This window comes from Brucella sp. IR073 (assembly GCF_049065735.1).
Taxonomy (GTDB): Bacteria; Pseudomonadota; Alphaproteobacteria; order Rhizobiales; family Rhizobiaceae; genus Paramesorhizobium.
Genome location: NZ_JBAKHD010000003.1, coordinates 1 through 13,449, shown reverse-complemented (window position 1 = coordinate 13,449; position 13,449 = coordinate 1). Strand labels below are relative to the sequence as shown.

Genomic DNA, 13,449 nt, shown 5'->3' with positions numbered 1-13,449 from the left:
CAGTTCATGAATGATGCCCGTCATGCTCGTGACAATGGTCGGTAATGGTGCCATCGGCGTGGCGGACACGGCCATCGGCAAGATGTGTATGATCGTGACGATGCTCATAGACCGCAAGCGATCCCGCCGCATGGGGACCGAAGAGCCGGATATATTCCTCGCTTGCCGCCACATCCTTGGGCGTGCCGCTGCAGCATATATGGCCATTGAGGCAGATGACGCGGTCGGTCGCGGCCATCACCACATGCAAATCGTGCGAGACGAGAAGAATGCCGCAATGGATGGCGTCGCGCACCTTTTCGATCAGCTCGTAAAGAGCAGCTTCCCCGGCGAAATCCACGCCCTGCACGGGCTCGTCGAGGACGAGCACATCCGGCCGGCGCGCGATGGCGCGGGCCAGCAGCGCGCGCTGGAACTCGCCGCCCGAGAGATGGCGCAGCTCGGCCTTCGCCAGATGCGGGATGCCGACCGCCTCGAGCGCCCCGGCAATTTCATCTTGCGTCCGCGAGGCAGTCAGGGTGATCAGCCGCGCCACGGTCAAGGGCATGGTCCAGTCTATTGCCAGCTTTTGCGGCACATAGCCCACGCGCAGCCCCGGCGCGTGGATCACTTCGCCTTCGTCCGGCTTCATGATTTTCAGCGCCAGCTTGGCGGTGGTGCTTTTCCCCGCGCCATTCGGCCCGATCAGGGTCACGATTTCGCCTCGCGCCAATTGCAGGCTGATGTCGCGCACGAGCCGCCTGCCGCCGCGCACCACGCCGGCGTGCCGGATCTCAATAAGGGGGGGTAAGGTTGACATGACATTTTCCCCTGCGAACACTTGCCAGGCCTTATGACAGACGTTATAGCGTAACGCAACTGATGTTATTTAATAACATATCAGTGTGTCCGGTCCCCACGTCCCATGCAAACCAAGGAGGATATCATGAGACTTTTCCGTTCCTTTCTGCTCGCTTCCGCTATGTGCGCGTCGGCAGGCTCTGCCTTCGCAGCCGGCCGGGAAGGCGTCGTGGCTTCGATCAAGCCGGTGGAGTCGCTGGTCGCTGCAGTGATGCAAGGCGTCGGGAAGCCCACGGTGATCGTGCAGGGCATGGGTTCGGAGCATGGCTATAGTCTCAAGCCTTCCGATGCCGAGGCGATCCAGAACGCCAAGGTCATCTTCTGGATGGGGCCCGGCATGGAGAATTTTTTGAAAAAGCCGCTGGAAACGCTGGGTGAAGGCGCGGAGGTCGTCGCGCTGGAAAATACGCCTGGCCTGACCAAGCTTCCTTTCCGCGAAGGCGGCCCGTTCGAAGCGCATGACCATGGCGGCGAGGGCCACGATCACGCGCATGAAGAGGAGGGCGAGGCCGGCCACGCGCATCATGATCACGAACACGGCGAATATGATTTGCATCTCTGGCTCGATCCTGACAATGCGAAGCTGATGGTGAACGATATCGCAGCGACGCTTGCAAAAGCCGATCCTGCCCATGCGGAGCAATATAAGAGCAATGCGGCAGCATATAATAAGAAGCTCGACGCGCTGACGAAAGAAGTGGCTGCTGAGCTTGCGCCGGTCAAGGACAAGCCGTTCATCGTCTTCCACGACGCCTATCAATATTTCGAGAAGCGCTTCGGCGTTGACGTGGCGGGCTCGATCACGGTCAATCCGGAAAACACGCCCGGTGCGCAGCGCGTCGAGGAGATCCACAACAAGATCGAGCAGCTGGGCGCGACCTGCGTCTTCGCGGAACCGCAGTTCGAGCCGCGTCTGGTCAATACGGTGATCGAGGGGACCAAGGCGAAGTCCGGCGTGCTCGATCCGCTGGGGTCTACGTTGAAGGATGGGCCGGAGCTTTATCCGCAGCTGATACGGAATCTGGCGGATTCGATGAAGAATTGTTTGACGAAATAGGGGTACGGGGACTCGCACCCTCCTTCCCCGCAAGGGGGAAGGGGGCGCGAGCCGGGCGCCGTAGAGCGCCAAGATTACAAGACTAAATCTACTCCCCCACCAGCGCATCCACCACCGGGGCGCCCGCTTCCGCCAGCGTCTTATTGTCGAGGATGGCGGCGACTGCTTCGCGCACTTCCAGCATCATGCGGCGCACTTCGCAATCGTCTTCCGTGCAGTCCTCGCACGGGCGGTAATCGGTCTTGCTGGCGCAGGAAATCGGCGCCAACGGCCCATCGAGGACGCGGATGATGTTGCCGATGTGAATTTCATTGGCGGGCTGGGCAAGACGGAAGCCGCCGCCCTTGCCCTTGCGGCTCGTCACCAGCCCGGCATTGCGCAATTCCGCGAGGATATTGTCGAGAAACTTGCGCGGAATCCGGCGCATGGCCGCGATTTCCTGCACGGATGCCAGTTGGCCATCGGCGATTTCGGCCAGATGCACCATCGCCTTGAGGCCGTACTTACCCTTCTTCGTCAGCATGCGCTTCCCGCCAAATTTTGCCGGGACCCTAGAAACTCGACTGCCTGGCCGCAAGTGTTTTATATTCTATTTCAGGGGCTGGCCGAAGACGATTTTTCCATCGATGATCGTTCTCGTCACGGCAAGCGTATCGTCCAGATGCAGGAGGCTGGCGCGCATTCCGGGGCGGAGGGCACCCAGCTCGCCGCCGAGGCCGATGCTTTCAGCCGGATAGAGCGAGGCCATGCGCAGGGCTTCCGCGAGCGGCAGGCCGATAGTCTCGTGGATGAAGCGGACGGCGGAGATCATGTCGAGATCCGCGCCCGCCAGCGTTCCGTCGGCAAGCGTGAGGCGGCCGCCTGCGCGATGGATGGTGCGGCCGTTGAGGGTGAAGTGCGTCTGATCGGTGCCGATGGTCGACATGGCGTCGGTGACGAGGAAGATACGGCCCGGTCCCGCTTTGCCCCGAAGCGCGACGCGCATGGCCGCCGGATCGACATGGAACCCGTCGGCGATGAGGCCAACATTGAGGCTCCCGATATCGAGCGCCGCGCCGACCATGCCCGGCTCGCGGTGGCCGAGCGGGCTCATGGCGTTGAAGAGGTGGGTCACCATGGACGCGCCGGCCGCAGCGGCCTCACGCGCCGTGGCATAGGAGCAATCGGAGTGGCCGAGGCTGACGATGATGCCGGCCTCGGCAAGCGTCCTGATCTGCCCGGCGGTGGTGTTTTCCGGTGCGACGGTCGTCAGCAGCACCGGCAGGTGCTTTCGCGCCTCGATCAGCCGCGCGAGGTCGGCATCCTCCATCGGACGGATGAGGGCGGGGTGGTGCGTGCCCTTGCGCGCCACCGACAGATGCGGGCCTTCGAGATGCAGGCCGAGGAAGCCGGGCAGGTTTTCGCGTGTTGCGGCTTCTCCGGCGGCGATGGTTGCGGCAGTGATCTCGGGGGTGTCGGTGATAAGCGTGGGCAAGAGCCCAGTCGTGCCGAACTGGGCATGAGCGGCGCAGATGGTTCTGATGCCGTCGAGATCGGGCTGCTCGTTCAGCAGCACGCCGCCGCCGCCATTGACCTGCAGGTCGATGAAGCCGGGGACGATCATGCCGCCTTCATACATGACTGTATGTAAACCTGCGGGAACCGTATCCGCGGGTACGACGTCCTCGATGAGCCCGCCATTGACGATGAGGGCCGCGTCGTCGTGCCATTCTTCGCCATCGAAAAGGCGCGGCGCGGTCAGGGCATATCGTTCGCTCATATGGTTTCCGTCACTTTGCGTAAGTGGGGGGGCTGGTCCGGGTTGAAGCCGCGATGGCGCGAGAGCTTTTCGACGAAGCCGTAGAAGGAGACGAGCAGCGCCAGCGGATCGGTCAGCGGATGCGCCGTGGCGACGAAGGGGAGGGCGGTTGCGGCGGTTTTCTTCGTCGAGGTGACGAAGACGGCTGCGCCCTGCGCGGCGATGCGGTCGCAGGTCTCCAAGACGGATTGTTCCGCCTGGTCGCGGGCGGCGAGCGCCAGCACCGGGAAAGCCTCGCCGACGATGGCGACGGGGCCATGCAGCACCTCCGCTGCGCTATAGGCTTCGGCGTGGATGGAGCTGGTTTCCTTGAACTTCAAGGCCGTCTCGTTGGCGATGGCGAAGGAGGGGCCGCGTCCCAGAACATAGAGGGAGTCGCGGCCTTCCAGCGCTTCAGCCAGAGGCGACCAATCGCAATGGAGCGCATCGCTCAAGGATTGCGGCAGTTGCTTCAGCGCGGCGAGAAGCTCCGTGTCGCCGGTCCAGTGTGCCAGAAGGGAAAGACCGGCGACGGCGGAGGCGATGAAGGTCTTCGTCGCCGCGACACTTTTTTCCGGTCCGGCAAGAATGTCGATGGCGACATCGCTCGCCTGCGCCAAGGGGGAATCGGGCGCGTTGCTGATGGCATAGGTGAGGGCACCGCTTTCCCGCGCCATGGTCGCCATGGTCACGATGTCAGGGCTCTTGCCGGATTGGGAAATGGCGATGGCGGCGGCGCCCTCCAGTTTCAGCTTCGCGCCATAGATCGAGGCGACGGAAGGGCCGAGCGAGGCGACGGGAATGCCGGCGGTGAGTTCGGCGACATATTTCAGATAGGTCGCGGCATGGTCGGAGGAGCCGCGGGCGATGGAGGCGAGGAAGGCTGGGTTCTTCTCGCGCAAACGGTCGCCCGCCTTGCGCATCGTTTCGTCTGACGCATCGAGAAAGCGCGCAACCACATCCGGAATGGAGTTGATTTCGGCACGCATGAGGGTGGCTTCACTCGTCAAAGAACTGCTCCTGCTGCTTCCGCCTGTTGGCCCGAGGCTTCGCTCAGGCGCAACTCGGCAATAAACTCATAGGCATCGGCGCGGTAGATCGAGCGGGTGAACTCGACCACCTTGCCGGATTCGAGATAGGAAATGCGCTCGATATTGAGGCTGGCGGAGCCCGGCTGCACGTCGAGCAGGCGGGCGTCGTTTTCCCTGAGGATCGCCGCCGATATGCGCTGGATGGCGCGCACCGGCCGGTTGCCGTTTTCCGCCAGCACCGCATAAAGCGAGGTGGTTACATCCTCCGGGCGCGGCAGAACGGCGGGCGAAAGCGCCGCCCGCTCGATGGCCATGGGCGTATCGTTGGCGACGCGGAGGCGGCTGATGCGGGCGACCTTTTCGCCTGATGTGAGGCCGAGCGTCACCATTTCCTCGGGGGAGGGGACATAAAGGCCCCGGTCGAGCCAGACCGAGCGCACGATCATGCCGCGCCGCGCCATGTCCTCGGTAAAAGAGGTGAGCTGCGTCAGATATTGCTCCACGGGCTTGACCCGCGAGGCGACGAAGGTGCCGGAGCCGTGGCGCTGGATGAGCAGCCCTTCCTTCACCAGCTCCTGCACCGCCTTGCGCACGGTGACGCGCGAGACGTCGGCCATGCTGGCGATCTCGCGCTCGGGCGGCAGGGCGTCGCCCGACTTGATCAGTCCGCGCTCCACGGCGCCCTCGATGATCCGCTTCAATTTAACGTAAAGCGGGCCGCTTCCGGGCGATTGCGCCGCAATGCCGGCGAAAACGGATTGCATGGAGTCAGCCATGATGGCCCGCCTCGCGCCCATAGAGTTGAAATGCAAGCTTGACCGCTCCGCCGAGGGCGTCGTCCAGGGGCGGGCGGATGCGCTCGCGATATTTGGGCGAAAGCCTCTCCGCGTAAAGAGGGCCGAGGCCGCCGATCAGGCAGAGCGGCACCTTATCCGCGGGCATGATGGCGTCGAGCGCTTCCTCGATGGTCTTCACCGCCCGCTCGATAAGCTGACGCCCGAGCGGATCGCCCTTGTCGGCATATTCGAAAACGAGGGGGGCATAAGTTCCGAAATCGTTGGGGAGGGCGTCGCGGGCGAAGGTGACAATCCTGTCCGGATTGTTCTCGAACAGCGCCATGGTCTTTTCGGCAAGCGGTGTGGCGGGGTGGACGCCGTCATGGGCCAGCAGCGCCTCCTCCAGCAGATCGCGGCCCAGGCGGGCGCCGCTGGCAAGATCGCTCACCTTGAAGCCCCAGCCGCCGATGGTGCGGATATGGCCCTTCTCGCGCGTGACGAACACCGAGCCGGTGCCGAGAACGACGACCGTGCCGTCCCCGTCCCCGACCGCGCCATGCAGCGCGATGATCACATCGGATTTCACGGTGGCGCGGGCGAAGGGCAGCATCTCTTCGAAGCGCGCGCCATTGTTGTTGACGTTCGCCCCTGCATGGCCGAGCACGGCGGAGATCGAGCCATAGGCGCTCTCGTCAAGCCTGGCTTCCGCCAGAGCCTGCCCGGCCGCAGCGAGCACATTCGTCCGCGCCCTGTCGATATCAGTCATAATGTTGGCCGCGCCGCTCTTGCCGCGACCTATGATCCGGCCCGTGTCGTCAGCCAGCGCTGCGCGGCATCCGGTGCCGCCGCCGTCAATTCCGAGAAATAGTTCCACGCGCTGATGCCTCCTGCTCCCCAATGATACCAATAAAGTACCAATAGCCAAGAGCCAAAACCCGCTTGCCGCGTCAAATTCACAAATCTTTGGAAATTAAGGATATTTTTCTGTGGGGTGAAATTTCATCGCAAGAAACCGTTAAGGTCTCTGGACAAGTGGTATTTTTTTGGCATTATCAAGGCGTGGGAGAACAAAAATGGCCCTCAACCGGACCGAACAGCTCAATGAGGAGGCGCGCGGCCTCGATTGCCGTCAGCCGCATGAGATCGCTTCGCTGCTTGCGAAAGCGCAGGAAGAGGCCGCCGCTGTCGTTTCCGGTGTTTCCCGTGACATTGCCCTTGCCGCCGGTCTGGCGGCCGACGCGCTCGAAAAGGGCGGGCGGATCATCTATGCGGCTGCCGGAAGCTCGGGACTGATGGCGCTGGCCGACGCGCTGGAACTGCCCGGCACATTCGGCATCCCGCGTGACCGTATCGTCATTCTGCTTGCGGGCGGGGTCGACAGTCTCATCAATCTGACCGGCGCGCCGGAGGATCATGCGGAGAAAGGGCGCGAAGACGTCCTTGCCGCCGATCCCGGCGCGAATGATTGCCTCATTGCCATTTCAGCCAGCGGGTCGACGCCCTATGCGGTCGGTGCGCTTCAGGCTGCGAAAAGCCGTGGCGCGAAAACCATCGCCATGGCCAATAATCCCGGCGCGCCGATCCTTGAGGAGGCCGATATCGGCATTCTCCTGGCGACGCCGCCGGAAATCATAGCGGGGTCCACCCGCATGGGCGCAGGGACCGCCCAGAAAATCGCGCTGAACCTTCTGTCGACGCTCGCGGCCATCCGGCTGGGGCATGTCCATGACGGCTACATGGTCAACCTCCATGCGGATAATCAGAAGCTGAAGGCGAGGGCGGCGCATATCGTCGCCTCCATAGCGAATTGCGGCCTTGAAAAAGCCGTGGCCTGTCTCGATGAGGCGGGCGGCGCGGTCAAGCCTGCGGTTCTTCTGGCGGCGGGCGCGGCGGATATCGGCACCGCGCAAAAGCTTCTCGACGGCAACGGGCAGAAACTGCGTCCGGCGCTTGTCGAATTAGAGGGGAATTTCGGTTCCTATTAGAGTGTGCTGCATAATTTTAGGCTTATGCGGGAACAACGCGCCATCAGGCGCAAAAGGGGAGAAATATCATGAACAAGACAATGATCGCGGTGTTGCTGGCCTCCGCCACGCTCGGCTTTGCCGGGGCGGCTAATGCGGAAGACGTGACGCTGAATATCGAAAGCTGGCGTAACGACGACCTGCCGATCTGGAATGAAAAGCTGATTCCGGCCTTCGAGGCGAAGAATCCGGGCATCAAGCTGAAGTTCAACCCGTCCGCGCCGACGGAATATGATGCCGCGCTGGGCGCCAAGCTCGATGCCGGTTCGGCGGGCGACATCATCACCTGCCGTCCGTTCGACAAGTCGCTGGCTCTGTTCCAGAAGGGACAGCTTGCCTCGCTCAACGATCTGCCCGGCATCGACAAATTCAGCCCTGTCGCCAAGTCGGCCTGGATCACTGACGATGGCAAGGACACATTCTGCGTGCCGGTGGCGTCGGTCATCCACGGCTTCATCTATAACCAGGAAGCCTTCGACAAGCTCGGCCTGAAGGTTCCGCAGACGGAGGAAGAGTTCTTCGCCGCGCTCGACGCGATCAAGAAAGACGGCAATTACATCCCGATGGCGATGGGCACCAAGGATCTCTGGGAAGCCGCGACCATGGGCTATCAGAATATCGGCCCGAACTATTGGAAGGGCGAGGAAGGCCGCAAGGCGCTGATCGAAGGCAAGGAGAAGCTGACCGATCCGCAATGGGTCGAGCCGTTCAAGACGCTCGCCCGCTGGAAGGATTATCTCGGCGACGGCTTCGAGGCGCAAACCTATCCCGATAGCCAGAACCTGTTCACGCTCGGCCGTGCCGCGATCTACCCGGCCGGTTCCTGGGAAATCTCGACCTTCAACACGCAAGCGCAGTTCAAGATGGGCGCCTTCCCGCCCCCGGTGAGACAAGCCGGCGACACCTGCTACATCTCCGACCATACGGACCTTGGCATCGGCATGAACGCCAAGACCAAGCATCCGGAAGCGGCGAAGAAGTTCCTCGAATGGGTGGCCTCGCCTGAATTCGCTGAAATCTACGCCAACGCGCTGCCGGGCTTCTTCAGCCTGTCCTCCACGCCGGTGAAGATGCAGGACCCGCTGGCGCAGGAATTCGTCTCCTGGCGCGAGAAGTGCAAGCCCACGATCCGCTCCACCTACCAGATCCTGTCGCGCGGTACGCCAAACCTCGAAAACGAGACCTGGATCGAGTCGGCGAATGTGATCAACGGGACCGATACGCCGGAACAAGCGGCTGAGAAGCTGCAGAAGGGTCTGGATAGCTGGTATAAGCCGGCGAAGTGATGATGCACCCTCCTTCTCCCCGGGGGGAGGGTGGCGGAAGAGCGCTTTCCCTCCCCCTTGCGGGGAGGGTCGCGGAAGGGTGCCCTCCTTCCCCCTTGCGGGGAAGGTGCCCGCGTTAGCGGGCGGATGGGGGTGGTGACGTTGCGCCTCTGCTTGAGACCTTGGCGGAACGCCACCACCCCCACCCGACCCTTCGGGCCACCCTCCCCGCAAGGGGGAGGGAAGCGCGAACGCGCCGCCCGCATCCCAATGAAAATACAGTCAGAAGGCTGACAGAACGCATGACCACACCCACCGCAAAGAGCAGGCCCGTGCGATGGCATATCGCGGTTTTTCTCGCGCCGGCGGTTCTGATCTATACGGCGGTGATGATCCTGCCGCTGTTCGGCACGCTGCAATTGTCGCTGTTCCGGGCCGAAAACAATGTCTCCACCTTTGTCGGCCTCGACAATTTCCGCACGCTGTTCGGCGATCCGCGCTGGGCGGCGAGCTTCTGGAATGCGTTCGTCAACAATGTCTGGTTCTTTATCATTCATATGATCGTGCAGAACCCCATCGGTGTCCTGCTGGCGGCGCTGCTGAGCCATCCGAAGCTGCGGTTCAGCGCCTTCTACCGGTCGGCGATCTTCATTCCGACGATCCTGTCGTTCGTCATCGTCGGCTTCATCTGGAAGCTGATCCTCTCGCCGCTCTGGGGCATCGCCCCCAACATGCTCGATCTCGTCGGCCTTAAGAGCCTGTTCTCGCCCTGGCTCGGACAGGAGCGCTCTGCCCTCATCGCGGTCAGCCTCATCTCCGTCTGGCAGTTCATCGGCATTCCGATGATGCTGATCTATGCGGCGCTGCTTTCGATCCCCGATGAGATCATCGAGGCGGCGGAATGTGACGGCATCACGGGTCCCGCGCAGTTCTGGAAGATCAAGCTGCCGCTGATCCTGCCTTCCATCGGCATCATCTCGATCCTGACCTTCGTGGGCAATTTCAATGCCTTCGACTTGATCTACACGACGCAAGGCGCGCTGGCGGGGCCGAATTATTCGACTGATATTCTCGGCACCTTCCTGTTCCGCACCTTCTTCGGCTTCCAGCTGCAGGTGGGCGACCGGAACATGGGCGCGGCGGTGGCGACCGTGATGTTCCTCATCATCCTCGTCGGCGTCTGCCTCTATCTTTTCGGCATCCAGCGGCGCCTGCGCCGGTATCAGTTCTAGGAGGGCAGGCGATGAGCAAAGCCACTCATTCACTCCCCCGCACCATCGCCGCCCACGCGATCCTCATCACCTATACGCTGATCGCGCTGTTTCCTGTCTTCATCGTCATCATCAACTCGTTCAAGTCGCGCAATGCGATTTTCCGCATGCCGATGCAGGTGCCGACGCCGGAGACATTCAGCCTCATCGGCTACGAGACGGTGATAAGCCAGGGCAATTTCCTGCTTTATTTCCAGAACAGCCTGATCGTGACGGTCGTCTCCATCGCGCTGGTGCTGGTCTTCGGCGCAATGGCGGCTTTCGCGCTTTCCGAATATCGCTTTCGCGGCAATACGCTGATGGGGCTTTATCTGGCGCTCGGCATCATGATCCCGATCCGCCTCGGCACGGTTTCCATTCTGGAACTGATGGTGGCGGGCGGGCTCGTCAACACGCTGACATCGCTGATCCTCGTCTATACCGCGCAGGGGCTGCCGCTCGCGGTCTTCATCCTGTCGGAATTCATGAAGCAGGTTTCGGACGATCTGAAGAATGCCGGGCGCATTGACGGGCTTAGCGAATACCGGATTTTCTTCCGCCTCGTGCTGCCGCTGGTGCGGCCGGCCATGGCGACGGTTGCGGTGTTCACCATGATCCCGATCTGGAACGATTTGTGGTTCCCGCTGATCCTCGCGCCGGCTGAAGAGACGAAGACCGTCACGCTCGGGGCGCAGATGTTCATCGGCCAATATGTGACCAACTGGAACGCGGTGCTTGCCGCGCTGTCGCTGGCGATCCTGCCGGTGCTGATCCTCTATTTCTTCTTTTCCCGCCAGCTTATTCGCGGGATCACGGCTGGAGCGGTCAAATGAGTGGAGAAAACGCGAAACCCATCCGGGTGCTGGTCGCCGGGCTTGGCCATATGGGCCTCAGCCATGCGCTGGCCTATCACAACAATCCCGGCTTCGAGATCGTCGGCCTCGTCAACCGCTCGCGACTCGATCTGCCCGAAGAGCTGCGGAGCTATCCTTTCTTCCATTCCTTCGACGAGGCTTTGCAGGAACTGAAGCCCGAGCTCGCCTGCATCGCCACCTATTCCGACACGCATGCGGACTACGCCATTAAGGCGATGGAAGCGGGCGCGGATGTGTTCGTGGAAAAGCCGCTGGCGCCCAATGTCGCCGATGCGAAGCGCGTGGTGGAGGTGGCGAAGGCGAGGGGGCGCAAGCTGGTGGTCGGCTATATCCTGCGCCATCATCCCTCCTGGATGCGGCTGATCGCCGAGGCGCGGGCGCTGGGCGGTCCCTATGTCTTCCGCATGAACCTCAACCAGCAATCGAGCGGCGACCATTGGCGGACGCACAAGCAGTTGATGCAGAGCACCTCGCCGATCGTCGATTGCGGCGTGCATTATGTCGATGTGATGTGCCAGATCACCGATGCCAAGCCGGTGGAAGTGCGCGGCATGGGCTTGCGGCTCTCGCCGGAAATCGACGAGGCTATGTATAATTACGGCCATCTGCAGGTGCTATTCGATGACGGTTCCATCGGCTGGTATGAGGCCGGATGGGGGCCGATGATGTCGGAAACGGCCTTCTTCGTGAAGGATGTCATCTCGCCGAACGGCTCCGTCTCCATCGTCATGGACGAGCGGGCGAAGTCCGCGGATATCGACACGCATACGAAAACATCTGTCATCCGGGTCCATCCGGCGAAGCTGGATAGCGAGGGCAATCTGGCGGAAACCGACCGGCATCTTTCGATGGAAGGCGAGCCGGACCATCAGAAGCTCTGCGATCTGGAACAGGCCTATATGCTGAAGGCGATCCGCGAGGACCTGGACCTTACCCGCCATATGGACGACGCCGTGCAGTCGCTCGCTATCTGCCTTGCGGCGGATGAAAGCGTGCGCACGGGCAAGGCCGTCAAGCTTTAAAATAGGAACATCGTTTTGGGTACGTTGAAACTCGAAAATATCCGCAAATCCTTCGGTTCGGTCGATGTCTTGAAGGGCATCGATCTCGACGTGAAGGATGGCGAGCTGGTCGTTTTCGTCGGACCGTCCGGCTGCGGAAAATCGACCCTGCTGCGAATCATCGCCGGTCTTGAGGATGCGACCTCGGGCGAGGTGCTGATCGACGGCGAGGCTGCCGGGCATATTTCGCCGGCCAAGCGCGGCATCGCCATGGTGTTCCAGACCTATGCGCTCTATCCGCATTTGAGCGTGCGCGACAATATGGGGCTGGGTCTCAAGCAGGCAGGCACGCCGGCAGCGGAAATCACCGCGCGGGTGGCGAAGGCCTCATCGATGCTGTCGCTCGAGCAATATCTCGCGCGCCGCCCGGCGGAACTCTCGGGCGGTCAGCGCCAGCGCGTCGCCATCGGCCGGGCATTGGTGCGCGAGCCGAAACTGTTCCTGTTCGACGAGCCGCTCTCCAATCTCGACGCGGCGCTGCGTGTCAACACAAGGCTGGAAATCGCCAAGCTCCACCGCGAACTGAAGGCGACGATGATCTATGTAACCCATGATCAGGTCGAGGCGATGACGCTCGCGGACAAGATCGTGGTGTTGAACAATGGCAAGATCGAGCAGGTCGGCGCGCCGATGGAGCTCTATAATGCGCCAGCCAATCTGTTCGTCGCCGGATTCATCGGCTCGCCCAAGATGAATTTCATCGATGCCGAGCGTCTCGGCCAGAACGGCGTGAAGACCATCGGCGTCCGGCCGGAGCATATTACGGTGGATTCCAAATCCGGGACCTGGTCAGGCAGCGTCATGCATGTCGAGCATCTGGGTGCCGATACCAATCTTTATCTCGACAGCAAGGAAGCCGGGCTCATCACGGTGCGGTTGTTCGGAGAATATCAGGCTCAGCCGGGCGCGACGCTTTATGCGACGCCCGATCCGGCCAGAACTTATCGGTTCGATGCGGCGGGGCAGGTCATCGCCTAATCCTGTATAAAAGGGGGCGGCTCAGCTAGCGGGTGGCGAGCCGGCGGGAAGGGGCGATGAAACAACGGACGGGCAGCGAGGGCCCGTCCGTTTTGTTTTTGAGGGGAGGGAAGAGCTTCCGTTCCGTAACCTAAAAAATTTCAAGAATCGTGTTTTTCGGTGTTGACAGTTTCGGGGAGTGGGGCCTATATAGCGCCACAACGACGGCGGCGGCGCCACTGGCGGCCGGATGTTTCGTCTCTTGGGTGGGATGAGAAACTGGTTTCTTGTTTTGCCGTAACGGTCTGAAAAGACTTGAGAATTTAGGCCTGGTGGCGAAAGCTTGAAAGGTCGGTCGGCTCTGAAAAAAAGAGTTGACAGCGGAAGCGAAAGCGATCATAAGCCGCGCCTCGCCGGTTCGGTTTTGAGGCTCCGGAAGCTTCTTGGGTTTGACCTGAGATTGGCGGTCGAGCGGTTCGTTCCGGTTCTTGTTTGACACAGATGTGTGTCGGTTCTTTGACAGTTGAATATGGAAG

General features: G+C 61.6%; 14 protein-coding genes. 7 read left to right on the top strand and 7 right to left on the bottom strand.

Annotation, left to right across the window (positions count from 1 at the left end; all coding sequences use genetic code 11):
- Positions 1–4 precede the first annotated feature (4 nt).
- Positions 5–799 (bottom strand): ATP-binding cassette domain-containing protein, encoded by a 795-nt coding sequence (locus tag ACOWVG_RS06620; RefSeq protein ID WP_420960851.1) that lies wholly within the window; start codon positions 797–799, stop codon positions 5–7.
- 126 nt (positions 800–925) lie between these two features.
- Between ACOWVG_RS06620 and znuA the strand changes: the two genes are divergently transcribed.
- On the top strand, positions 926–1,897 hold the full coding sequence (gene znuA, locus ACOWVG_RS06615) for a zinc ABC transporter substrate-binding protein ZnuA (protein ID WP_420960850.1): 972 nt from the start codon (positions 926–928) through the stop codon (positions 1,895–1,897).
- 88 nt (positions 1,898–1,985) lie between these two features.
- Here znuA and ACOWVG_RS06610 read toward each other — a convergent pair whose 3' ends face one another.
- From ACOWVG_RS06610 to ACOWVG_RS06590, 5 genes are all read right to left on the bottom strand, one after another.
- Positions 1,986–2,420: an RrF2 family transcriptional regulator gene (locus ACOWVG_RS06610; RefSeq protein WP_420960848.1), complete on the bottom strand. Its 435-nt coding sequence runs from the start codon at positions 2,418–2,420 to the stop codon at positions 1,986–1,988.
- A 66-nt stretch (positions 2,421–2,486) separates the two neighbouring features.
- Positions 2,487–3,656 (bottom strand): N-acetylglucosamine-6-phosphate deacetylase, encoded by a 1,170-nt coding sequence (nagA, locus tag ACOWVG_RS06605; protein WP_420960846.1) that lies wholly within the window; start codon positions 3,654–3,656, stop codon positions 2,487–2,489.
- Entirely contained in the window at positions 3,653–4,663 is a 1,011-nt protein-coding gene (locus ACOWVG_RS06600; RefSeq protein WP_420960844.1) for an SIS domain-containing protein, read from the bottom strand. The genes nagA and ACOWVG_RS06600 overlap by 4 nt, the downstream gene beginning before the upstream one ends.
- A gap of 17 nt (positions 4,664–4,680) precedes the next feature.
- Positions 4,681–5,481 (bottom strand): GntR family transcriptional regulator, encoded by an 801-nt coding sequence (locus ACOWVG_RS06595; protein WP_420960842.1) that lies wholly within the window; start codon positions 5,479–5,481, stop codon positions 4,681–4,683.
- Positions 5,474–6,355 carry a BadF/BadG/BcrA/BcrD ATPase family protein gene (locus ACOWVG_RS06590; protein ID WP_420960840.1) on the bottom strand — a complete coding sequence of 294 codons (882 nt, stop codon included), beginning with the start codon at positions 6,353–6,355 and terminating at the stop codon, positions 5,474–5,476. The genes ACOWVG_RS06595 and ACOWVG_RS06590 overlap by 8 nt, the downstream gene beginning before the upstream one ends.
- A 199-nt stretch (positions 6,356–6,554) precedes the next feature.
- On the opposite strand from ACOWVG_RS06590, the gene ACOWVG_RS06585 reads away from it, so the two are divergent.
- The 6 genes from ACOWVG_RS06585 to ACOWVG_RS06560 all read left to right on the top strand — a co-directional run bounded on the left by ACOWVG_RS06585 (position 6,555) and on the right by ACOWVG_RS06560 (position 12,934).
- Complete coding sequence (locus tag ACOWVG_RS06585; RefSeq protein WP_420960838.1) at positions 6,555–7,466, top strand: N-acetylmuramic acid 6-phosphate etherase; 912 nt, start codon at positions 6,555–6,557, stop codon at positions 7,464–7,466.
- Between the two features lie 68 nt (positions 7,467–7,534).
- The gene (locus ACOWVG_RS06580) at positions 7,535–8,791 is read left to right on the top strand and encodes an ABC transporter substrate-binding protein (RefSeq protein WP_420960836.1); all 1,257 of its coding nucleotides are present in this window, start codon (positions 7,535–7,537) and stop codon (positions 8,789–8,791) included.
- A gap of 281 nt (positions 8,792–9,072) precedes the next feature.
- Positions 9,073–10,002 carry a carbohydrate ABC transporter permease gene (locus tag ACOWVG_RS06575; RefSeq protein WP_420960834.1) on the top strand — a complete coding sequence of 310 codons (930 nt, stop codon included), beginning with the start codon at positions 9,073–9,075 and terminating at the stop codon, positions 10,000–10,002.
- Between the two features lie 11 nt (positions 10,003–10,013).
- Positions 10,014–10,853 (top strand): carbohydrate ABC transporter permease, encoded by an 840-nt coding sequence (locus tag ACOWVG_RS06570; RefSeq protein ID WP_420960832.1) that lies wholly within the window; start codon positions 10,014–10,016, stop codon positions 10,851–10,853.
- The gene (locus ACOWVG_RS06565; protein WP_420960830.1) at positions 10,850–11,917 is read left to right on the top strand and encodes a Gfo/Idh/MocA family protein; all 1,068 of its coding nucleotides are present in this window, start codon (positions 10,850–10,852) and stop codon (positions 11,915–11,917) included. Before ACOWVG_RS06570 ends, ACOWVG_RS06565 begins: the two co-directional genes overlap by 4 nt.
- Before the next feature lie 15 nt (positions 11,918–11,932).
- Positions 11,933–12,934: an ABC transporter ATP-binding protein gene (locus ACOWVG_RS06560; protein ID WP_420960826.1), complete on the top strand. Its 1,002-nt coding sequence runs from the start codon at positions 11,933–11,935 to the stop codon at positions 12,932–12,934.
- 130 nt (positions 12,935–13,064) lie between these two features.
- Here the strand turns inward: ACOWVG_RS06560 and ACOWVG_RS06555 are convergent.
- Positions 13,065–13,449, bottom strand: a 385-nt coding sequence (locus ACOWVG_RS06555; RefSeq protein WP_420960824.1) for a hypothetical protein, incomplete at its 5' end; no start/stop codon positions are given.

Bases quoted from the DNA above. Each gene is read 5' to 3' on its own strand.
- ACOWVG_RS06595 (WP_420960842.1), bottom strand. From the start codon at position 5,481: ATGGCTGACTCCATGCAATCCGTTTTCGCCGGCATTGCGGCGCAATCG.
- ACOWVG_RS06620 (WP_420960851.1), bottom strand. From the start codon at position 799: ATGTCAACCTTACCCCCCCTTATTGAGATCCGGCACGCCGGCGTGGTG.
- ACOWVG_RS06600 (WP_420960844.1), bottom strand. From the start codon at position 4,663: ATGCGTGCCGAAATCAACTCCATTCCGGATGTGGTTGCGCGCTTTCTC.
- ACOWVG_RS06610 (WP_420960848.1), bottom strand. From the start codon at position 2,420: ATGCTGACGAAGAAGGGTAAGTACGGCCTCAAGGCGATGGTGCATCTG.
- ACOWVG_RS06575 (WP_420960834.1), top strand. From the start codon at position 9,073: ATGACCACACCCACCGCAAAGAGCAGGCCCGTGCGATGGCATATCGCG.
- ACOWVG_RS06580 (WP_420960836.1), top strand. From the start codon at position 7,535: ATGAACAAGACAATGATCGCGGTGTTGCTGGCCTCCGCCACGCTCGGC.
- ACOWVG_RS06570 (WP_420960832.1), top strand. From the start codon at position 10,014: ATGAGCAAAGCCACTCATTCACTCCCCCGCACCATCGCCGCCCACGCG.
- znuA (WP_420960850.1), top strand. From the start codon at position 926: ATGAGACTTTTCCGTTCCTTTCTGCTCGCTTCCGCTATGTGCGCGTCG.
- ACOWVG_RS06565 (WP_420960830.1), top strand. From the start codon at position 10,850: ATGAGTGGAGAAAACGCGAAACCCATCCGGGTGCTGGTCGCCGGGCTT.
- nagA (WP_420960846.1), bottom strand. From the start codon at position 3,656: ATGAGCGAACGATATGCCCTGACCGCGCCGCGCCTTTTCGATGGCGAA.
- ACOWVG_RS06585 (WP_420960838.1), top strand. From the start codon at position 6,555: ATGGCCCTCAACCGGACCGAACAGCTCAATGAGGAGGCGCGCGGCCTC.